Below are 22,043 nucleotides of genomic sequence, written 5' to 3' on the forward strand. Positions count from 1 at the left end.
GTCTTATATTTGCACCCGCAATCAGGCAATGATAGCAACATACTGGAGAAATGGCAGAGCGGTCGAATGCGGCAGTCTTGAAAACTGTTGACTGTAACAGGTCCGGGGGTTCGAATCCCTCTTTCTCCGCAGAACTTGAAACCCTTAACTTTTGTTAAGGGTTTCTTTTTTTTATAATATTATTTTCTTTGTAAATAGTTTCAAAAAAGTTTTCTCAATTGAAAAAACACCTTATATTTGCACTCGCAATCACGAAATGATAGCGACATACTGGAGAAATGGCAGAGCGGTCGAATGCGGCAGTCTTGAAAACTGTTGACTGTAACAGGTCCGGGGGTTCGAATCCCTCTTTCTCCGCGAAGGCCCGAAAACAAAGGAAAAATAAGATTTTCAAAGTTTTCAAAAAAGGCCAAAAAGAGCGGTAAACCCTGCAAATCAAACGATTTGCAGGGTTTTTTCTTTTATACCGCTTTTCAATATTTATAAAATCGAACAAAATCTTTGTGGCACATTCGTGGCACATTTGGAAATTTCGAAAATGTGCCACAAAATTTCATCTTAAGTCCCGATATCAAAGGGGTTAAGCACGTTTACATCTTGTTTAAATGAGGTTATAATTCTACATTTACTAATCTAATAAGTTGAATTATGCTAGAGAACAGCTTTGGGTTAATTTTCTTTTTGAAAGCAGCCCGCAATGAGAGTAACATTAGAATCGTTTATTTCAGGATAACCGTTGACGGAATCCCGAAAGAAGCATCCACAAGACGGAAATGGGACAGCGAGCGCTGGAACCAGAAAACCGAGAGAGCAACAGGTACAAAAGAAGACGCAAAATCCCTGAACTTTTTTCTGGATTCACTCGCTATGAAGATCCATGAAGTCAAATCAGAAATTATGTACACCGGAAAACCCATAACTTCCCAAAAGATTATGGATCATGTTATGGGAAGAATGACACCCAGAGCCAAGGTGCTGGAAGAATTTCAAAAACACAATGATGAATTGAAAGCCTTAATTGGCAACGGATATACAGAAGCGACACTGGAGAGATTCAATATCACTAAAAATCATGTAACGGCTTTCATTAAATTCAAATACAATACGAGTGATTTTGAATTTGCTGATTTAAATTTTGAATTCATAAAAGACTTTGAGTTCTATCTTCGTACCGTAAGGAAGTGCGCAAATAATACCACACTTAAATACATTTCCAATTTCAAGAAAATTGTAATACGAGCCATGGACAAAGAAATCATTATCAAAGATCCATTTAAGAATTTCAAAGGGAAGAAAACTAAAATTGTAAAGAAGCCTATATCTGCAAAAGAATTGGCTGAACTGGAAAGACGCGAATTTTCGACTGACCGTCTTAATACCGTTCGGGATATTTTTGTTTTCCAGTGCTACACGGGACTTGCTTACATTGATGCATTTCAGCTCCGAAAAGCTGACATAAAAGACGGCGTTGACGGAAATCAGTGGATTTTATCTGAGAGGCAGAAAACAAACTCTACGGCAAGAATCCCGCTTCTTCCAAAGGCGATCGAAATTCTTGAAAAATACAAAGATCATCCTGTCTGCATTAAACGCGGAACTGTACTGCCGGTTTCTTCTAATCAGAAAATGAATGAATACCTTAAAGAAATTGCTGCATTATGCGGTTTTCCATTCACCCTCAATACACATATGGCACGCAGAACATTTGGAAGCACGGTGACATTGAACAATAACGTCCCTATTAATGTAGTAAAGGAAATGCTGGGACATTCATCAGTCAAACAGACTGAATCATACGCTATCACAGAGCAGGCTACCATAGGCCGGGAAATGACACTGCTGAATAAAAAACTGAACCCTGGCAAAACTGAAATATCACAGGATGACCTTACTGCTCTGAGCAGACTGGCGAAAGAAATAGAATTAATTAAAGAGAAATATAATATTTCATCCTCTTAGATTATAATCTCCAAAATAATTTAATTCAAAAAGAAAGAGGTTATCTCAATTATGAGATAACCTCTCTTGATATAATTCAACTTCGCTTCTATAACCCGGATGATAAGAAGGCATATACTTAATATAGCCCAAATCCTGAAGCTGTTTGAAATATTTATGATAAGTGGGCAGTGTATTGATATGTGACAATAACATGAGCTTGCGACGGCTGACTTTAATTCTCTGCCTCTCTCCCTGCCTATATCCTAAACTTAAAATTGCATTTAAAATAGCCAAATGCCATACGTTGAGCTGCGGATCTTCCATATAAATAGATAAGCAATCTATGACTTGGTGTTCGGTTATATTATTAATTTGACTCATCTTTGAAAAGTTTTAGCAGATCTTCTTTATTGTAGTAGTACGAGCCAAGAACCTTTTTAAATCGGATTTTCTGTGTCATTCGAAGATTTTGGACCGAACCAGCAGAGATATCCAGCAGCTTTCTGACCGCCTTGCTCTTAAGCCATTCAGGATCTGCTAACTCAGTTTGCCTATTAGTAGTCTCATTCATTATTATTCGTATTTTATCCAATAAAAGCAGACCAAACTGCTTTAAATCTTCTTTTGTTACTGCTTCACTCATAATTTATTCTTTTATTCATTAATACTCATATTCCAGTCTAATTCTGCGTCTTTTCATTAATCATTGGTTTTTCCGCAGTTCTTTTAAAAGACGCTCAATTTCTCCATACGAAGTGAGATGCTGACAAGGATGCTGCTAACATCTTCAAAAAGTAAAAAATTTCATGACAGTTCAATATTACGCAGTTCGAAGTCAAAAAAATAAATCCTGCTGCCTCTGGTCTTTTTAAAAGAAGGCTCATAGCGCAGGTAGCCGTACTCATGCAGTTCATGCATGCATTTATGATAGGTGTATTTAGAAGATATCTTGGCAATAGGCGCCAGTTCATGCCTGAAGATTTCAATAGGATTGATAAAACCCTTAAGGGAACGGTAACGCAGCAGGGCCGCATAAATGGCAATGTGGGTACTGCTGATCCGATAATCCTTTTCAATTACCGAAAAAAAATCCGATAAGGGTTTTACACTTTCCATGAGTTCTAAATGGACTGGGATTGTTTCTTTGTTTTCCTGCCTTCTTTCTTATTTTCTCCTCCCGGTCCTTCATCAATACTATTTTTCTGCTCTTTTGATACTGTTTTTTCCTGTGTGTCTTTCAGCTTTTGATTTTTACTTTCTCGATGATTAATGCGCTGGAAATTGTTATCATAAACATTTACGGTCTTAAAATGAGGGTTCGCTTCCACATACATTTTGCTTTCAACCCCGCCCACCACAAAAGTGACCGACTGCAGATTTCCCTTTTTCAGTGAGTTTAAAAGATCTTCCTTGTATTTTGGAGTTTCCAGTTCTTTGATAGAATGCTTGGTAAGGGATGCCTCTAAATCATATCCATAATTCTGGTGGTAGTGGTCCATTTTAAAGTTTCCGTCATTTTCTGGATTTTTGAAATTCAATTGAATCCAGGAATTATACATCTCGCCCTCCTTGTTTTTCAAGTCTTTGTTCACTGCTCTTCCGTCCAGCAGGTTAAAGGCTTCTTTCATTGTAAAGGTATTGTCCTTACCGACATAAAAAATCTGTTCGGGCGCGTGTGAAACCCCTTCTTTCTGCAGTATGGCTTTATAGGAATTAAAGAAATACAAATCACTCTGGTCCGACTTTTTAAAAGAGAGCTCCGATGACAATGTCCCGCTCTCAAATCTGGCTTCATGCGGGATTGTAAATTCCTTTGCCCCATTTTCCATTTTCTCTTGCAGCACTCCTTGAAGTGTTTCTCCAAACCCAGTATATTTTAACTGGTCTTTCAGGTATTCTAAATTTTTCTGATTCATGATGTTCGTATTTAAGTTATTTTCTAATAGTTCTCTCCTATCCATTTCCAATCGGACAGCTGCGGTAAGATCAAGCACTTTATCGCAGGAAGTATCAATGCCGCTCTGCATAACTATCTTTAAGTTATTTATAAGAGAATCTGTACGCATATTTTTAAAATAATCCGTATCATTAATTCCAACAAGACAGTGATCCTCCGCCCCCATTGATGTTCTAAAAAACTGAATCGTGTCGCTGTCCGTCAGCTGATTTACAGGATATGCTGCATACTGATAGCCATAAGCAGCCATTTCTTCAGCAAACGAAAGCAGCATTTCGGCATCGGCAATATTTATGTTCATAATTGTATTTTTTAAGTTTAAAGGGGATCACTGCTGAATCCCCCGATTGGAATTACTTTATCAGTCAGATTATTATTAATGTTAACCTCTAAATGACGCCCGCCGTTCTTTTCAATGAGCTGCAGCGTCAGATACTTATTCTCAGGTATCGTAAATTTCTCCAGAGCGTAAACTTTAATGACTTCAGATTCATAAGGAATCACCCCGGATGATGAAGCGCCATACAGCGGCTGTATTTCTATTTCCTGCAACGCCGTACGTTTTGATCTTCTCTGGTCCCTGATAAAAAAACGAAACTGATCAATATCGTAGTTAATCTTGGATTTATTTTCAAATACAACCCGCAGATACAAAACATCCTCATGGATAAAGATGCCGTTTACCTCCAGACTGATCTGAAACTTTGATTTTTTTAAACCTCCGGTCTTTTTCTTTTTTGATAAGGCAAGTGAGGCCAGCTGTTCTATTTTCTTTTGATTTTCGTTCTCCAATGAAAACAAAATCTCTTTACCGGCTGCCATTGTATTTTCCGCTTTTATATTCAAGTCAGGACAGCCTTCATCGTAATTCAGCACAAATACGTACAATCTTGCGTCGGAAGTGACCACAGTCAGGTTAGTCTGGAAAAAATCCTGCTTGGCGGCTTTTACCAGCAGTATATTCTCCACTCCTTTGGCTTTCTGCACCATTACATCGGCGCTTCCCTTATCTATGCTTTTTATCGGGTAGGGAAAAACGATGCTTGTCGTTTTACTATAGCCGATTTGAAGGTTCTTGTACTGATCTTCATAAAAGACAGATTCTTTGCCTAGGGACTGCGGATAAACTGAAACACAAACCAGCAGCAAGCTGATTAAAAACAAATAATTCGCTCTTTTCATATTTTCTCTCTTTTAAGGTTTTAAATTCTTTTGTTTTTCATCATACAGCAGCACCTGATACCCTGCCTTTACAACCACTTTTATAAGTTTTATCTTTTTGCTCATAAGACTTTTGGCTGCCTCGATGCCCATCCCTGCGGCCTGTGCTCCCCAGGAATCCGAAATCCCTGTAAGACCGAGAGTCTGAATGGAACGGTCAGCTGATGCTTTAGCCACATCCCTGTTAATTGCTCCGGGAATATAGATGCCGTCAATCCCGTCCATATCATAGACAGCCAGCTCGACGGGAAATATCGAATTATTGTACTGGATGTTTGTGATTTTTACCTCCAGCCTCTCTCCTTTTAAAGCCGCCATACCATACAGAAAAGTATTTCTGGGTATATTTGTTCCTTTGAGAAAAATATCATTCGTAAGTCTTAATTTAACCACCGAGCCATTGACAATAGTCTGCGTCTGATGCACAACTGCTTCAATAGAATTTTGTACTTCTTCAGCAGGCTGTGCTTCATCCAGAGAATAAAATTCATTTGTTTTCAAAGAGATCTGCGAATCGGCATTCCGCTGAAGTGAACTTATGTTATTCTCTGCTTCTTTTTTCTGCACTGAATATATTTGGCCTTTTTTGCTTTCGGAAGACTCTTTAAGCCTTTCCTGCACACGCTGCGGATGCTGTATATCCAAAATATTTTCCAGCATACCGCCTAACTGCTGAAGTTCCGGATCAGCTTCCTGGGGCGTGCTCATCGCCGACATTAGCCCTTCAAGTTTTTTAATCTCTTCCGATTCTCCACGAGAAGTACCGTAATTTTCAAATTCCCTCATGTCCTGACCGTAAGTAGGGACAGCAGGCTGGCTGATTACTTTTTCAAGAGCCCTGAGCTTCTCATAAACTTTCTGTTCATTGCGGTCCTGAAAAGACTGAGAATTAAAAGCCGATCTGCTTTTAGGAAGCATGCGGGATTCAAAATCATTTGTGGAAAAAGAATCTGTTTTATCTTCCGAGACTTTATTATCAGTATAGTTAGGATCTTTTTTTATCTGCTCTCGCAGTTTTATCGAATCAACTGCCGCCTGATCGTAATAGCTCATCTTATCCAGTGCTGAATCTTCTTTAAATTTAGGCAGTGGCAGCTTAAAATTGAATCCTTTCCTTTCATCGTTCCCTGCCATCTTGGATTCCATTCTTCCGCCGCCTAATGAATAAAATAAGAATGTGAGAAATGGAAAGGTTATGAGAGGCAGCATTAAAAGCATCTTTCTCTTTTTAGATTCCTTTGGAGATACTATTTTCTCTTCCATAATTTTAGTTTTTTAAATTGATCGTCTTAATTTTTGAAGCTGCTGCAACCTCAGCTTCTTTATAAAATGCCCTATACAGGTTATAAATTAAATAACCCGATGTCAAAACAGTAAAGAACAGAAGACCCCAGATCAGTTTTCTTTTAGAGAGCCCATCTGTGACTCTCTTCATTTTTTCTGCCCATCTTTTCTGCAATAGCAGATAATACTTGTGATACACAAAAGGCTCAGTCTGTCTTGTAAAAAAGGATTTCATAAATCTCTATTTTCTGGTTTCTGCGGAAAGATCTTTGTTTTCAATCGTATTAAACCGCTCGATAAGAAAACCATGCGGATTATTATCACTTCTTGAGACATTGCGAAGCGCACCTTCTGTAAGCAGACTTCTTTTCAAAATACTGGTAGTACGGATAATGTTCTGTCTGGCATAACATCTAAAACGGTAGGGATATTCACGGATATCAATACTCACACTGTCAATCTGGATGGTCTGGCTGATATTTCCTGATATAATACCCGAATAAAAATTGTTTTCCTTCAGGTCATCATAAATCCGTTTTGCACTGTCGTCTGCCAGATATAGCGCTTTTGTGACATTGGTTTTAATGACCTTATCATCAGGATCAAGGGTAAAGAAAAACTTGTGAAAGGTTTTCACATGGTCCCTTGCTTCAACAGCAATATTATCTTTTCTTTCCGAAGCGTAAGCTTCCAGCGCTTTGCCGTTTGCCAGAATATATACTTTATCCTGCATAAGGCTAACTGTCTGGAAACTTTTATAGACAGCATAGCAGCTTATTATGATGCAGCCTGCAATTACAAGCATCGTGAAACCTCGAACATATCTAAATGCCGTATCAATGTTTTTCATTTTGGTAAACATATGCTCCTGTTATTAAGTCTGTTTAGAATTTCCTTTAAGCCTGGCATTCATATAGTTTCCTTTATCAGTAAAATAAGGACTGCTTCCTGCTGTCGCAGCCATGCTGCCGGTCATTCTCCGATCTGCATCTCCCATCGCATCAGCAGCCATTCCAACCGCGTTTGAGGAAGTTCTTACAACAGTATTGGCTGAACTGCCAAACATGCTTGTCACTTTATGGCCCAGGGCTCCTCCTCCGCCGGCGTGAACAATATAATTAGCAACAGAAGGCACCGTAAAATAGCCTATGATTCCAATAATCATAAAGATTAAATAGGCCATATCGGTCCTGCTGAAAAAAGTGTCACCTGTTGCCTGCACCTGCGAGAGGTCCAGCTTGAGCATGAGCTCCTGAATCTTTCCGATTATGCTTCCGAATATATTGGCCACGGGAAGCCACAGGTAAATATTGATATATCGGGCAAGCCATACAGTGAGCGTGTGCTGGAAACCGTCAAATACAGCTATTCCAAATACCAGCGGCCCTAAAATGGAAAGCACCACCAGCTGAAAGGTCCGAAGGGTGTCAATGCATAAGGCGGCGGCTTCAAACAAAACCCTCAGCACCTCGCTCAGCCATTCCTTAACCGAATTTCGAAAACTGTAAGAAGCTTTTTCCATGGCAAATTTGACATCATTGCCAATGCCTGCGAGCATGCTCTCATCGGATGGATCAGCACCGTCATGGGTATATTTATACCATCTGTCGCGATCACCCGTCCCGGCTGCCCCTACATACATCTTCCATGGATCGGTTTCTTTAATTGCTTTTTCTTTCTCTTTAAGCAGAACAGCAACTGCATTGTTAGAGCCTGTTACCATAGCAGCAGTAGCTGTAACAGTTGGTTTCATAACTCCGTTAATAAGTGCCAGAACCGACGGAAAAATCATAATGCAGAATCCTATAACAAAGGGACGGAAGAGCGGATAAAAATCAATGGGCTCGGCACTTGCTATATGCCTCCACACGCGTGAGGCGATGTACCATATAGTTCCAAAACCTGCTATTCCCTGCCCTACAGCAATTAGGTTAGAACACAACGGCATCATTTCATCATAAAGCCGGTCTAAGACGCCATGAAGACTACTCATATCATCACCTAGTCCCTGTGCTATTATTCTGCAGGGATGCAGTAATAAGATAAGCATCACACAAACTGCTTTTTTGTTTAATAGGCATTTCATACTCTAGTCTTTAAATTCCTGAAAACTCTTTGAGACATAAACATCTTTTTTCTCTTTTGATCTCTGAAGAGCCAGCACATTAGATGAGGCATTAAAGTTTCTTAGGAAAAGCAGTTTATCCTGCATCTGCTCATAGATATCGTCAACTGCCTTTAGTCTTTCGTCGTCCGACATTCTGAGCTTATCAGCTGTTATGACCATCGTAAGTTCATCAAGATTTCGCAGGCTCTCATTAAGCAGGTTTCCGTAAACTTTCTCAAAGTAATTTATTTCCTGTCCGCTGAAATTTCCGTTTTTTATAAATCGGTTCATTCCGTTGCGGCTTTCCTTGACTATTGAAATCTGATATTCCACTATCTCTCCTACCCTTTTGTAATTCCTCACCGCTGGACTTACCTGCATAAGAGCATCTAAAAAAGTTTTATGAAGGCTGAAGTTCCCTTCAGTCATTTCTTTCACCGTTTTGTATCCACCTGAAAGCAGCGCATATCCCTTTTTCATGTCACTTAGAATTTTCCTGAACTGGGAAAGCTTTTCAATATTCAAAATCAGCTGCTGAATTTCTGCTGACTGCCCTATTGATTTAACCGGAATCATTAACAAAGTGATCAATATTGCCAAAATCAAAATCTTTTTCATGATCGCAAGTTTATAATCCGTACAATTCACTTAATCCTTTGGAATCCTCTTTGTCTGCAGTTTTTGATACCGACATCAGTCTGGCATCCCTGCTGAAAGAAAGACAGAAATTATAATCCTCCAGCATAGTTTTGTGAAGGAGATCAATGCGTTCAAGCCTCTGGTCATCTTTTAGTTCCAGTTCTGCATCGGCAGTAATAACAAGGAGCTGGTCGAGAGTCTGGCTGCAGTTCTGAAGCAGCCTCCCAAAAGACCTCTCGATGTAGTCCAGTTCATTACCATGAAACAAATCAGCAGTTTTAAGATCTGCCAAAGTCCTGCTGCAGAGTTTCATTATTTTAAACTGCATGGAGATGATCTGGGCAGTTTTATAATAATTCCTAACCTTTGGATTGATTTTTAAAAGTGAGGTAAAATAATCACCGTGCAGGCTGACTTCTCCTTTTCTCGCATCCCCTATAAAATTGAGTCCCTTTGATACTGCCGAATATCCTTTCTTTGCATAGTCGATATAAACCTGAAGCGCCGCTATCTGAAGGATCAGTTCCTTCCTCTGTTTTGCCTGCCCGCTCATACCTTGATTAAAAACAAAGAGCGTTATTAGTATTACAGTTGTCTTTTTCATGTTTTTTATTGAATTATGGAATTCCGTAAAATTGTTTCACCCGGTTTACATCTGCTTCTGTTTTGGCCCTCTGAAGACTCAGCAGTATGTTCTGCTGGTTAAACATTGTAAGGTCATCGTAGTTTCCATCAATCTGGTCAGCAGCCTTATTGATAATTTCAAGACGTTTGAGATCGCTCATCTGGGTGGCAAAAGAATCCAGAATCAAAAAAATCTGGTCGATATTCTTCACACTTTCCTCGAGTATTCCTGTATAAACACGCTCCATATACTGGATTTCACTGTCTTTAAAATGGGTATCCTGCTTAAAAAGATTCCAGGCTCTTTCATATTCCTGAACAAGCTGTGTCTGCTTTCTGGTAATTTCTTTTATCCTCTGGTAGTAGGTAATAATTGACTTTACTTTTGCCAGCTCTTCATAGTAGCCTTTGTAAAGATCTTTCTGCTTTTGGGTCCATTCCGAGATCTCATCGAGCTTCAATTTGGATAGTACATTTTCCACCTGCTTCTGTGCATTCTGAAGCCAGATGGTCTTATTCTGCAGTCTTTGGATTCGAAGATCGATCGCTTTAATGACTTTCTTGGTTACTGCTTTTACAATCTCGAGTATCGGCAGTACCGTTACTTTTTCAGCAGGTCTCGCCGAAGTGCCGACCAGCAGCAGGCAGACCAAACAGACAATTAATTTCTTTTTCATTTTTCCTTTTCATTTAATTCCATTTCTCATATCCTGAGCCATTGCGGCTATTCCTTTCTTTATGTCCCCGCCAAACTTCTGTGCATAGGCATTCATTTTCACTTTCTCGCTTTCCTCCGTGGTATAGGCCAAATATTCCTCCAGAGAAACTTCCGTGCGATATACCTTGGAAAGCATCCCTCCCAACGAGATAAACACTTCTTTGTATTTCCTGGCTGGATCATTGGCTTTATTTACAGAAAGTACAAGTGCCTTTTCTTTGTCTGTAAGTCCCAGCAGCTCCTGAATCTGGTCAAACTTATTCTGATATTTGCTCTGGTCCAGCAGGATCTTGCAGTCGCTGTTGTTGATAATTGCCTGCTTGACCACTGGTGAAGAAATAATATCTTCCACCTCCTGAGTTACCACTATTGCTTCCCCGAAGAATTTACGCACAGTCTTAAAAAGATATTTTATATAATCTGCAAAACCCTCCTTCATCAGTGCTTTCCATGCTTCCTCAATGAGTATCATTTTTCTGATCCCTTTAAGCTTACGCATCTTATTTATAAAAACTTCCATTATTATGATGGTCACGACAGAAAAAAGTATCGGGTGGTCTTTGATGTTGTCAAGCTCGAAGACAATAAACCTTTCTTTTAGAAGATCCAGATTTTCTGTCGCGTTCAGCAGATAATCAAACTCGCCTCCCTTGTAATAAGGCCTGAGCACATATAGAAAGTTATTCACGTCAAAGTCCTTCTCCTTTACTTTATCGCCTTCCAAAATGGAAATAAAATCCTCTTTCAGGAAATCATAGAAGCTGTTGAAACAGGGAAATATCTCTGCATTACGATCCAATTTCTCGTAATACAGCTGCAGGGCATTTGAGAGTGCTACATACTCGCTCCTATTAAAGGTTTCGTCGTCTTTTTTCCAGAGCGCCAGCAGAAGCGTTTTAATGCTCTCTTTTTTCTCCGTATCCAGACTGTCTCCTTCTGAAATATAAAATGGGTTAAAACGGATAGGATTCTTTTCATCGTAAGTGAAATAATACCCGTTTACCATATCGCAGAGCCCTTTATAGCTGTGCCCAACATCCACCAGCACAATATGCGTTCCCTGCTCGTAATAGCTTCTCACCATATGATTGGTAAAAAAGGATTTGCCGCTGCCCGAAGGTCCCAATATAAATTTGTTTCTGTTGGTACAGATCCCCATCTTAACAGGCTCATCGCTGATATCCACATGAACCGGTTTTCCTGTCAGTCTGTCTCCGAGCCTAATGCCGCAGGGACTTAGCGAAGATTTATATCCCGTTTCCATATTCAGAAAGCATACCGCCTGTTCAGTGAAGGTATCAAAGGTGTCATTCATGGGAAAGTCGGCTGCATTTCCCGGAATTCCTGCCCAGTAGATCTGCGGAGCTCCTACCGTTTCCTGCTTCGCTGCCGCATCCATCTGGGCAAGAGCTGATGACACTTTGTTTTTAATCTCTTTGAGCTCTTCTTTGTCCGTGCTCCAGGCCAGCACATTAAAATGCGCTTTAACCGGAAGCCTCTGCTGTGATACTGCTTCGTTCAGGAAATCATTCGTCGCATCCCTGGCAATCATATTCTCCCGACTGTAGGCAGAAAGTGACTGCAGTCTGAGTCGCTTGCTTTCCAGCTTTTGGATGGTTTTCTGTGAATCCTCAATGAAGATATACTGATTGTAAATATGACTGCAGGATAAAAGCTGCCCAAGGGTTGAAGCAAAACCAATGCTGAATTTGGTCTTATCGGTCGAATAGCGGTCAAAATTGATTCTAGAGCCGCATAATCCAGGCAGATCAGCCGCATCACCAAGTGCGAAGAGCTGGCAGTGTTTATCTCCTACTGCTAATCCTTCATCAAACCTGATATCCTTAAAAACAAATGAATCTTCACGCTCTGATAAAAAACAATACTTTTCCACCAGCCCGATTCTTCCGCTCTCGCTTCTAAGCGATTCATTTTTCAGACGCATCAGCTTTATAAATCCGCTGTCTTCCATAATCCTTTTAAACTGGCCGCAGGCATCTGCAAAATCCTGCAGCAGCTGCGGCTTTAAAGTTTCCTCCGGCACTATGGAACTTCGCAGCAGATTAGAAAACAATGAGGTTGAATTTCTTCTCCCTGCCGGCTTCTTGGTCAGCATGATATAGCAGCTGTGATCCAGAAAAGGCCTTTCGTTGAAGAAACGCTCGCTGCTTCTGGTCAGAAAACTGCTGTCTTCACTTAAAAAATCAGCTTTATAAGCGCTTTCTAAGAACCAGTCCTGCTTATGAAAAACACAGAACTTTGGCAGTACCTTTATGGCCTTTATCCACGATTGGTGGAACGCTTCGTATTCCTGATCCGACATTGTAAAGATCTCAGGCAGTTCCACCTTAAAAACGATAGTTACATCTCCTTGTTTTGATAATATGCAGTCATGTTCTACTGCCATAACCGGCAGCAGATCTTCCATCCTCTTCTCCATCCTTCCTTCTGTTATTACAAACGTTCTACAGCTATAGCTTTATAAAAATTCTCCTGCTGTAAACTTTAATCCACTTGGGTACCTGTTTCTTAGCGAGAGCCTTCATCATGCCGTACTCGCCGTAAGTATTGCTCATTCTGTATATTTTAAAAACAAGAAAACCTCCCGCCGTTCCAATAAAACCAATGCAGATCAAGGAAGGAACTCCAATTATGTACAGGGCAGCAAACAGAATCATAAGGCCTACAATACCTCCGCCCAAATACCAGATGTACTGCGCTTTAAGTCCCTTAAATTCTATACTCTGATTGATTCCTTTATTGATAGAATAAATGCTGTTACTCATTTTCTCTATCGTTTAAACCCCGAAAAAGGATTTAATTACAGTAGCGACTACCACCAGAAACACACAGCTTCCAAACCAGGCCGCTGCGACTTTTCCGGTATCAGGATCTCCGGCATTCCATTTCTGGTATACTTTTACTGCCCCTATCAGCCCTAGGATCGCTCCTACCGCATACATTAATTCAGTGCCGGCATCAAAGTAACTTCTCACTTTCTGGTTAGCCTCATTAATTCCTGCTACACCGTCCTGACTGTATAGAGCAGCGCTGAAAAACAACATCAGCAGCGAAGCATTTAATCTTCTAACCCTTCTCCAAAAACTCTTTAATTTCCAATTCCATCTTTTCATCTCCTATCATTTATATTAAACTGTTACTTAAAATAAAAGCAGGGAAATACCGCTGTTTCCATATCTATTTCTTGTCACCTCCGCCATACCGCACTAGACTGAACAGGGATATTCCTCTGCTTATTTTTTATACTTCTTCTTCCCATAAACTGTCCATCACCTCAGAGGTCAAAATAAACTCTGGATACTTAAGGCTCTCAGAAACCGCAAGAGAATTTATTTTTTCGCGTAAAGCAGACTGTTTTACAAAAGGGTATTCTGCCAGTACAAAACGGACATAGTACATAAACTGGGTTTTAGAAATACCCCTATCATTACTTTCAGTAAATATTCCTAAAAGTTTAACATATAATTCTTGTGCATCTTCCAGTGTACTGAATGATTCATTATAATCTGCAAAGGGACTGTTGTTGTTCTCTTGGCTTTTATTAGAAGCCCCTGTTTTAAGTTTACCCTTAAAAATATCCTTTATATTTTTCAGTTGATATCTGTAAATTAAAAAACTGTACCACACTAAAACTAAAACCGCCATTGCAGTTAAATAACTGCTCCATGAAATACCTGTAAGCATAACTGTTTCTTTTAATAATTAAACTCCCATCATAAAAACCAGATCCAAGTTTTCTAACTTTATTACAAGACAAAGAAACGACTACAGCAGGCCCGTCACAAGTACAAGTTCAGCTGTACCCTTTTGTACCCTTAAAAAGAGCCGTAAAAGAGGAATCGTTTTTAAGGAGTTTTTATCCAGTAAAAAAAGAATTTTATGCCTTTGTTTTTGATTTGATGGCCATAGCTCAAAAAAACTGGAAAGAAGCTGTGGAGAACAACTTGTTTGTCAAACGATTTGACATCACTGTAAATGGACTTTAAAGACAGATTCTATGCCTGAGTACAGCAAATAGCTTAATACAAGATATATGAATAAAAGCCTCTGCAGACATCATAGTCCGCAGAGGCTTTATTGGGTTAATGAGCTTATTTATTTTGATCTCATTGCTTTAATAAGTTTGGCGTTGCGCCTGTCAGCTCTCGAATTCTGGAGCGAAAGCACCGCCCAGATCGCTGCCGGAATCCACCCGATCAAAGTGATCTGCAGTATCAGACAAAGCAGTGCCGTTAAAAGTTTTCCTCTCAGCAGAAAGGAAAGTGACGGAAAAAATATGGCAATTAAGGTCATCATTGTTATTTTAATTAGATTGTTCAAATTATCAAAAAAGAAAATAAAGATTTACTATCGTTTCATATTCTCAGCCAGACTTTATCATCAATTATTTTCGATTAGTCTGCACCTGTTTAATATTGTTTCAAGAAATGCAGCAAAAATCACAACTTTATTAATAGGTCCTAATTTTTCTGATCATTTTCTCCAGCGTGAGAATGGCCGTATTTTTATCACTCTCTTCTGCATTATAGGATTTACTCCTTACCGACTGATACGATAAGTCCCTTTTGAAAGCTGTAGATAGATGCGGAACAATCTTTTGAAAGACAAGACTCATGGATCTGGACTTTACTATTCTGGCCTCATCAGCAGCCCTTAGTATAATTCCGATCTGATCGGCAGACAAATCACACTCTACCTTATTTCCCTCTTGTTCAACACTATCCTTCCCCTTATCGGATCCAGCTGCTCTCATTTCCAGCTGTTTTTCCCTAAACTGCATCTCATGTCTGAACCAGTTTTGGAGCACTGTCTTAAGATCCTGGAGACCCGCATTAAAAAACAGTTTATCAGTAGAAAGGATCTGGCTGAATTCTTTAAAACAGTACGATAACAAACTAAGTTTTTGCGTTACATCTTCCTGCAATTCCAATTGTGCTGTGATCCTGCCGGTTAACAGCTGCACATATGCCGGACAGTTAAAATTAAGACCTATCGCCTTATGGTCAAGCGCGGAAAAAAAGCTTTCATCAACCTGTAAACAATCAAAATTCTCAATCTCGTTTAAAAATGCCCTTATATACATCACATGACGAAACGTAATCTTGTTTTTATTCTGCAGTGAAAGCGCACCGGAGAGCTCATCAATAATAACTTTTAAAACCATGGTATCTTCATTCCTGTCTAATGTAAAACACTGCATTTTTTTTAATTTGTGCCCCAGCTCTTTTCTCGAGACCAGCAAATAGGTAATGGGAACCCTTTCATCAAGACTCAAATATGCCGAAAAGCGATTTTCCAAAAATGAAAGCAGCTCGTCCAGGCTTTTGATCACTACTTCAGCCGTTCTGGATAAAACCGGCAGCTGAAATACCTTATCCTTAGAACTCTCCACAATAATATCCAATAGGTATATTAAAGTAGAATGGTACTTTCTGACCAGAAGCCTGATCTGCCTTTTTGTTCTCAAAACAAATATTTCGCTTTTAATCCGGACCTGTATGCGGCCGGATTCTATTGGTACATGTTTTAAAATTACAGCCAGATCGCTTTCTGATAAACGGCCCAGATCTGTTATACTAGGATTTAAATGCTTTACTATTAAGGCATCGATCCATTCTAAGGGATATTTATTGTTCATCATTTTCATGTTTAATTGTAGTTAATAGCGAAGCCTAACGACTCTTAAATCTTTCGATAGCATTCGAACGATATTCCGAAGGTGTACAGAAAATTAGTCTTTTAAAAAAAATATCAAAGGCCGAGAGTGTACTGAATTCAAGTTCCTCGGCTACCTCAGCTATGGTGTACTGAGAATCCTCGAGCAGGTTAACCGCTTCAGCCAGTACGGCTTCCGTTATCATTTTCTTGGCGGGTTTTCCGGTCACCTGCTTCACTACCCTGTTCAGATAACCGGAAGTTACATACAATGCACCTGCATAAAATTTTACATTGTGATGTTTACGGCAGTGAATGGACAGCACTGTAAGAAACTGAACCGTCAGCTGCTCTGCCCTGGAAACGTACAGTTGTGCCGAAGTAAAATATTTGGAACAGATAAACTTCAGCTCAAAAAACAGCAGATTTGAACTCAAACGCCGAAGTTCTCTTTCAAAGCCGCCGGATGCCTGATTATACTGCGCCGCATACAAAAGCCTGCAGATTAATGAAAGTACAAGGTAATCACTGTCTTCCAGATGTATTTTCATGGCTTTACTTCCAGCCAGATAAAATACAGAATCGGCATTCTGGTTGTGAAAAGGGGGTTCTTTCCTGTCGAAAGAAAACACCAGCAAAAAAAACTGCAGTCGATTTCCTGCTTCCATCACCCTGCATTCCACTTTTTTCGGCAGAATTACCAAATCCCCGGCATCCAGTTCCAGAACCAAATCCAGAGATTGAATCTTTAAGATCCCGGACTTCAGTAACAGCACAGCGGGCTGATCAACCCTAAAAGATTCACCCTCATGGCTGTTTGTAATTGACTTTTTAACCAAATAAACAGTAACTCCAAAAAATGATCCCCGGTTCAGTTCCTTATTAATCAAATCTTTAAGCATAGCTTGATTTCGTTAATAAACAGCATAAAATAAACTGCCGATGCACTAATCTGCAAATCTATTTTTTATGGCAATATAGAACAGACCATACAGATTTAGAAGCACAGTAATATAAAGTCCATAAACAGTTAATCTGGCATGCTCATTTCTCATAGAATCTTCTATACCATTAAGGATGAAAAAACCTATGATAAATCCAAGGCTTAACAGATTAAAAAATACCAGCAGCATATATAAAACAGTCGGCAGTTTCATTTAAACTATCATGGTTTGTATTTAAATAATTACAGACAGCAGGGCAATTATCGAAATAATAGGCGCTTGATTAACTTCAAAGAAAGAGCTCACGGATTTTCCTCCCACATTTGTCTCCCAGTCCCTGTCTTTGCGCTCTTCGGCAGAATAAAGTGAATACCTGGAAATGGATGCCACTGTCAGGATAGTTTCCACTTCCTGCGATGAAAAAACGGTATCATTTACTACTTCCTGCTCATAATCTGTAATGTAGTTATAGGTCACGCTGAATTCTTGCTGCCTCTTGATTATAAGATGCTGCAGAAAGCCAATCAAATTGTCCTTTGCATAAACCTGCAGGGTACTGTTCTGCACAATCGAAATCATACTGTTATCGGGATCTTCCATTATGGATTCCACCATTTCATCCGTGAAAGGTATCAATCTTTTGGTCTGAACACCTTTAGTGTTCAGCTTTTCAGAAGTAAACCTAATCTGTTGTGCAAGCTCAGGTATGGAATTCGGCGATTTGCTTTTATGGTAATATAACTGCAGCGTTTCATAAACCCTTCTCCCTTTTAGGTCAAAAGGATTGGATGGATTGGACGGGTTGTAAATTTTGGTCTCTGTACCATCAATTTTACCAGCTAAACTTTCTGCTGCTCCTAAATCTGAATCAGCGGAACAGGAAGTTAAAAAAACGAATGTGATGCATAATAAAACGGTTTTCATGATGTAAGGGTTTGAAGGTGAATGGGAATCTTTTCCCAGTCCATCTCATCCGGATAAGCAGAACTTTTATCCGGCACCCTGCCGGACATTTTGCTTTTGAATTCAAGGCAAAACTATTCTGCTTAAAAATCTCACGCAACCCTATATCTGCGCGTTTTCGTCATTTACACTATGGATTTGCGGGAAATCCACAGTGCTTTTTTAACCAACAATCACCTATAATTCAATCGTTTATGTTATTTTTATATTAATTTAAAGTAAAATAATTCATACAGCTTTAAATTAGAAGTTCAACATTGTCCCAGTTTAAACTTCCTTACTGCCCGACCGATGAATAGAAAAAATTTACTTTTATTATTTCTGCTGTTTCTTTCTTCAGCCTCTGCCCAGAAAAACAATTTAAAGATTCCGGATTCATTAAAGAAAAAAAGTTATGAATATCTGGATGATAAAATCTATGATCTCAGAAAGGACAGCGTTAGTGCATCAGTATATGCATATGCTTTTCTTCATAAAGCCAAATCAGAACAGAACTGGAAAGAAATTATTAACGGTTATCAAAACCTGCTGCATTTGTCTCAACAGAACATGCGTATTATATATGCGGACAGCATGATTTATACCGCTAAAAAATCAAATGATAATGAACTGATCGGCAGTTCTTACCTTACTAAGGGAATCGTCTATTATGGACAAAGGATCCAGGATCAGGCAATGGATAACTATCTTATCGCAAACAGCTATATCTCAAAGACCACAAATCAATACTTAATTCATAAGGTAAAATACAGCATTGCCCAGACAAAATTTTATATCGGGTTTTACGATGAGGCTGTCTCACTGCTGCAGGAGTGTATCGCTTATTACAAAGACCAGCACGCCAGGCCATATCTAAATTCGCTGCACTCACTTGGGCTCTGTTATAACAAACTGGGAAATTACGGCCGGTGTTCTGAAATCAACAAGCTTGGAATCTCGGAAAGTAAAAGACTGCAAATTGAAGAAATGATTCCTTATTTTATTCATTCAGAAGGCATCAATGAATATTTTAAGAAGAATTTCGGAACATCCATCAAAAATATAGCATCTTCGATTGAAGCCATAAAGGAAAACAATGACTCGGCCAATGAAGAAGTCGGATATTTTTATATAGGCAAAAGCTACTGGTCGCTGCATCAGAAAGAAAAAGCGCTGCCTTATTTCCAGCTGGTGGATAAAATCTTCAATGAGAGAAAGATTCTGAGACCGGATTTAAGACAGGCCTTTGAATTAATGATCAGTTATTATAAAACAAAAAAAGATTTACATAAGCAGCTCTACTATATTGATCAGCTTCTTAAAGCGGACACGCTGCTGACCGAAACCAATAAATACATTGTTGGAAAAATCCATAAACAGTATGATACCAGGGAACTTCTTCTGGAAAAGGAAAGAATTAAAATGGAAAATGAAAAAATGACTGCAGAACTGCTCTGGGAGAAGTATTATGACTGGATTTTTGCAGGCATTATTTTACTAATGTTTATTGCAATCCTTGCAGTGACTTATCATTATCAGAAAATTAGAAAAGAATATAAAAAGAACTATCAGCTGCATATTGAAGAACAGCAGACCAATAAAAACAAGCCAAAGACAAAAACGGAAAAAGTTCCCATACAAAATATAAATTCAGAAACGGCTGCTGTACTTTTAAAACAGTTTGAAAATTTTGAAAGGGATAAAAAATTCCTGGAAAAAGACTGGAATCTCAGCAGCCTGTCTTCAGCTTTTAACACAAATCCCAAGTATGTCTCCAATATCCTGGAACATTACAGATCAAAAGGCATTAACGAATATATAAACGGACTTCGTATCGATTATATTATCAATCTGATACAGACAGAATCCAGATTCAAGCATTACACTTATGAAGCACTGGCAAAGGAGGCCGGATTCAGCACCACTGAACGCTTTAAAAAAGCATTTTTAAGTAAAATGGGATTCTCACCATCCTACTTTATCGCTCAGCTGAAAAAAGAAAATGTATAATTGTTTATCTGTAATAATACTAGGAAATGACTTTTAACTTTTTACTTTTGCCACGTAATCTTAAAAAACAGAAAAACTTATGAAAGATTTAATAGCAAAAATCAATGCTGAAATCGAAACATTCAAAACCGAATCTGAATCATTATCAGAAAAAGGAGTTAAAGCTGCTGGAGCCAGAGCTCGCAAATCTTCTTTAGAGATCGAAAAACTTTTAAAAGAGTTTAGAAAAGTTTCTATTGAGGAATCAAAAAAATAATTCAATCTTACTTTACTTACTAAGCCTTTCAGAATTTCTGGAAGGCTTTTTTATTATATACATTTTAGAAAGCTTAATAATATTTATTTAATTGTACTATTATTCTTATCAATTGGACTAGGAGACATTACATATTTACCTTTCTTTCCAAACAATAATATCTTGGATAAAAACATAGCCATCCTCAGTAAAATAATCTATGTCTAATTTTAGCGAATCAATAGGTGCTGAACTATAATTAAAATCAATATAAAAAGTTTGCTCTCCCTCGTTATTTACAATTCCAGATCTTCCAATATCCAAATTTTTAATTTCAGAAGCATTAATCTTTGTCTCGTTATACGAAAATATTGGTTTAAAACAATTTACATAACTAAGAAGCTCGTTGAAAGTCAAAAATCTACACATATTGAAACTCTTCTTTTGGTTTTGTATTAGTCAAAACAATGAGATTTTTTATTGGCATTTTTTTATCTCCCTATGATGTCTGTCTAATTAAATGATGGTAAGTATACCCACTTTACACCGGAAAGAAAACAAAAAAAATTAAATCCACCTATTACGGTGGATTTTTTTATTTAGGATTGGCAGGGCGGAGAAATTAAAAAGAGCAAATATCTCTACTTGCTCTATAACTACAACTTAAAAGAGAAACCAGAAGAATCTTAGAGAAATATTCAAGTTAATTTTAAAAGCTTTGTTTCTGTTTTTGTGTTTGCGCATGGTGAGTAAATTTAATATGATTCATATTTTAAATTTTGTGCGCAACACAAATCAAATATATCAAAAGCTTTATAACACAAACTAGGTATAAATACCTGTTTTATTTCTGTTCTCTGATTAATACCGTCAACGTTTTTGCGTTATTATCTACGTCTAAAATCAAAAACCTTTCGTCATTTTTATAGGGAATTCCTCTTTGTTGGTTACCAATAGCTGTTACTGAGTTAATTGTAAATCCAGATTTTTTTATTTCTGAAATTATTTCTTGTGCATAATTTACAGATTCCTCAGTACTAATAATAAATTCTATGTCTATTCTATAATCCAACGGAATAGTTTTTATTTTGTTTATATCTTCTGTATTTAATATGCGAGGTTGCTTTTCATTATAGTTATTTACATTTTGAGTACCATAATTAGGAGCTTGATTAATTATGCCATTATTGACAGAAGGTTCTTTAACACTTAAACTTTTTTCTGTTGATTTGGAAACTACACTATTATTCTGAGTTGGTGGAGTGTCATTTTTTGGATCTTTACTAGTGTCTTCGGCTTTCTTATCCCTATTTACATAATCTCCTTTAATATTAAAAGTAGTATTTGTAACGGGTAGTGGAGTAGCCTCTTCATTCTTTTCTGCCTTTTCTGTATAGTTAGCTAATATTCCGAAAACAACAGCTAAAATGGTGCATAAACCAGTTAATATTGTGTAAGTCCAAAACATATTTTTTCGATTCATTTATCAATATTTATAATATTACAAATATACTCACTTCTCATGTTGTAGGCAAGGCTTCGATATTTCCTAATTTTCCTAACGTCATGCCTAATAAACACGGGGATTTATAAAGCCATCGGATAGAATTTCGATAAATTTATTTAGTCGATTTTGTTTAATTCTTCCGTTGTAGTCAAATACTAATTCTGTTAAAGCAGTTCCAGCATATGGGATTAAACTAAAAAGTGATTTGGCAGTGCTAGTAAGAATTTCTTTTTTATCC

The 22,043-nt window shown here is 38.2% G+C and carries 23 protein-coding genes and 2 tRNA genes; 5 read left to right on the forward strand and 20 right to left on the reverse strand.

Annotated elements, in window-relative coordinates; all coding sequences use genetic code 11:
- Positions 1-44: 44 nt before the first annotated feature.
- The 3 genes from J2Y38_RS10275 (at position 45) to J2Y38_RS10285 (ending at position 1,959) form a co-directional block, all read left to right on the forward strand.
- Positions 45-129 (forward strand) — tRNA-Ser (locus tag J2Y38_RS10275).
- 143 nt (positions 130-272) lie between these two features.
- Positions 273-357: transfer RNA gene (locus J2Y38_RS10280), tRNA-Ser, on the forward strand.
- A gap of 291 nt (positions 358-648) precedes the next feature.
- Positions 649-1,959: a site-specific integrase gene (locus J2Y38_RS10285; RefSeq protein WP_309841975.1), complete on the forward strand. Its 1,311-nt coding sequence runs from the start codon at positions 649-651 to the stop codon at positions 1,957-1,959.
- A gap of 45 nt (positions 1,960-2,004) precedes the next feature.
- On the opposite strand, the gene J2Y38_RS10290 is transcribed toward J2Y38_RS10285, so the two are convergent.
- From J2Y38_RS10290 to J2Y38_RS10380, 19 genes are all read right to left on the reverse strand, one after another.
- Positions 2,005-2,322 (reverse strand): hypothetical protein, encoded by a 318-nt coding sequence (locus tag J2Y38_RS10290; RefSeq protein WP_309841977.1) that lies wholly within the window; start codon positions 2,320-2,322, stop codon positions 2,005-2,007.
- Positions 2,309-2,584, reverse strand: a complete 276-nt coding sequence (locus tag J2Y38_RS10295; protein ID WP_309841980.1) for a helix-turn-helix domain-containing protein — start codon at positions 2,582-2,584, stop codon at positions 2,309-2,311. The genes J2Y38_RS10290 and J2Y38_RS10295 overlap by 14 nt, the downstream gene beginning before the upstream one ends.
- A gap of 161 nt (positions 2,585-2,745) precedes the next feature.
- Positions 2,746-3,057: a hypothetical protein gene (locus J2Y38_RS10300; protein ID WP_309841984.1), complete on the reverse strand. Its 312-nt coding sequence runs from the start codon at positions 3,055-3,057 to the stop codon at positions 2,746-2,748.
- Between the two features lie 5 nt (positions 3,058-3,062).
- On the reverse strand, positions 3,063-4,199 hold the full coding sequence (locus J2Y38_RS10305) for a hypothetical protein (protein WP_309841987.1): 1,137 nt from the start codon (positions 4,197-4,199) through the stop codon (positions 3,063-3,065).
- A 17-nt stretch (positions 4,200-4,216) separates the two neighbouring features.
- The gene (gene traN, locus J2Y38_RS10310) at positions 4,217-5,080 is read right to left on the reverse strand and encodes a conjugative transposon protein TraN (protein WP_309841989.1); all 864 of its coding nucleotides are present in this window, start codon (positions 5,078-5,080) and stop codon (positions 4,217-4,219) included.
- A 12-nt stretch (positions 5,081-5,092) separates the two neighbouring features.
- Positions 5,093-6,382 (reverse strand): conjugative transposon protein TraM, encoded by a 1,290-nt coding sequence (traM, locus tag J2Y38_RS10315; RefSeq protein WP_309841991.1) that lies wholly within the window; start codon positions 6,380-6,382, stop codon positions 5,093-5,095.
- Positions 6,383-6,644: 262 nt separating this feature from the next.
- Positions 6,645-7,253 carry a conjugative transposon protein TraK gene (gene traK / locus J2Y38_RS10320; protein WP_309841993.1) on the reverse strand — a complete coding sequence of 203 codons (609 nt, stop codon included), beginning with the start codon at positions 7,251-7,253 and terminating at the stop codon, positions 6,645-6,647.
- Between the two features lie 24 nt (positions 7,254-7,277).
- Complete coding sequence (gene traJ / locus J2Y38_RS10325; protein ID WP_309841996.1) at positions 7,278-8,489, reverse strand: conjugative transposon protein TraJ; 1,212 nt, start codon at positions 8,487-8,489, stop codon at positions 7,278-7,280.
- Between the two features lie 3 nt (positions 8,490-8,492).
- Positions 8,493-9,128 (reverse strand): TerB family tellurite resistance protein, encoded by a 636-nt coding sequence (locus J2Y38_RS10330; RefSeq protein WP_309841999.1) that lies wholly within the window; start codon positions 9,126-9,128, stop codon positions 8,493-8,495.
- 10 nt (positions 9,129-9,138) lie between these two features.
- Positions 9,139-9,753 carry a hypothetical protein gene (locus J2Y38_RS10335; protein WP_309842001.1) on the reverse strand — a complete coding sequence of 205 codons (615 nt, stop codon included), beginning with the start codon at positions 9,751-9,753 and terminating at the stop codon, positions 9,139-9,141.
- Positions 9,754-9,766: 13 nt separating this feature from the next.
- Positions 9,767-10,450, reverse strand: a complete 684-nt coding sequence (locus J2Y38_RS10340; RefSeq protein ID WP_309842003.1) for a conjugal transfer protein TraI — start codon at positions 10,448-10,450, stop codon at positions 9,767-9,769.
- A gap of 9 nt (positions 10,451-10,459) precedes the next feature.
- On the reverse strand, positions 10,460-12,931 hold the full coding sequence (locus tag J2Y38_RS10345) for a TraG family conjugative transposon ATPase (RefSeq protein WP_309842005.1): 2,472 nt from the start codon (positions 12,929-12,931) through the stop codon (positions 10,460-10,462).
- A gap of 31 nt (positions 12,932-12,962) precedes the next feature.
- Entirely contained in the window at positions 12,963-13,277 is a 315-nt protein-coding gene (locus J2Y38_RS10350) for a DUF4133 domain-containing protein (RefSeq protein ID WP_309842006.1), read from the reverse strand.
- Between the two features lie 12 nt (positions 13,278-13,289).
- Positions 13,290-13,556, reverse strand: a complete 267-nt coding sequence (locus J2Y38_RS10355; protein ID WP_309842067.1) for a DUF4134 domain-containing protein — start codon at positions 13,554-13,556, stop codon at positions 13,290-13,292.
- 196 nt (positions 13,557-13,752) lie between these two features.
- The gene (locus J2Y38_RS10360) at positions 13,753-14,196 is read right to left on the reverse strand and encodes a hypothetical protein (protein WP_309842008.1); all 444 of its coding nucleotides are present in this window, start codon (positions 14,194-14,196) and stop codon (positions 13,753-13,755) included.
- Positions 14,197-14,607: 411 nt separating this feature from the next.
- Positions 14,608-14,808: a YqaE/Pmp3 family membrane protein gene (locus J2Y38_RS10365; RefSeq protein WP_309842011.1), complete on the reverse strand. Its 201-nt coding sequence runs from the start codon at positions 14,806-14,808 to the stop codon at positions 14,608-14,610.
- Positions 14,809-14,962: 154 nt separating this feature from the next.
- Positions 14,963-16,153, reverse strand: a complete 1,191-nt coding sequence (locus tag J2Y38_RS10370) for a hypothetical protein (RefSeq protein WP_309842014.1) — start codon at positions 16,151-16,153, stop codon at positions 14,963-14,965.
- Between the two features lie 31 nt (positions 16,154-16,184).
- On the reverse strand, positions 16,185-17,069 hold the full coding sequence (locus J2Y38_RS10375) for a helix-turn-helix domain-containing protein (RefSeq protein WP_309842016.1): 885 nt from the start codon (positions 17,067-17,069) through the stop codon (positions 16,185-16,187).
- Positions 17,070-17,345: 276 nt separating this feature from the next.
- Complete coding sequence (locus J2Y38_RS10380) at positions 17,346-18,035, reverse strand: hypothetical protein (protein WP_309842019.1); 690 nt, start codon at positions 18,033-18,035, stop codon at positions 17,346-17,348.
- A 330-nt stretch (positions 18,036-18,365) separates the two neighbouring features.
- On the opposite strand from J2Y38_RS10380, the gene J2Y38_RS10385 reads away from it, so the two are divergent.
- Positions 18,366-20,063, forward strand: coding sequence for an AraC family transcriptional regulator (locus tag J2Y38_RS10385; protein ID WP_309842020.1), 1,698 nt, complete (start codon positions 18,366-18,368; stop codon positions 20,061-20,063).
- Between the two features lie 79 nt (positions 20,064-20,142).
- Positions 20,143-20,319 (forward strand): histone H1, encoded by a 177-nt coding sequence (locus J2Y38_RS10390; protein WP_131424719.1) that lies wholly within the window; start codon positions 20,143-20,145, stop codon positions 20,317-20,319.
- 823 nt (positions 20,320-21,142) lie between these two features.
- Here the strand turns inward: J2Y38_RS10390 and J2Y38_RS10395 are convergent.
- Positions 21,143-21,781 carry a hypothetical protein gene (locus J2Y38_RS10395; protein ID WP_309842026.1) on the reverse strand — a complete coding sequence of 213 codons (639 nt, stop codon included), beginning with the start codon at positions 21,779-21,781 and terminating at the stop codon, positions 21,143-21,145.
- Between the last annotated feature and the right edge of the window lie 262 nt (positions 21,782-22,043).

The organism is Flavobacterium sp. 2755 (assembly GCF_031455715.1).
In the GTDB taxonomy this organism is placed as follows: domain Bacteria; phylum Bacteroidota; class Bacteroidia; order Flavobacteriales; family Flavobacteriaceae; genus Flavobacterium.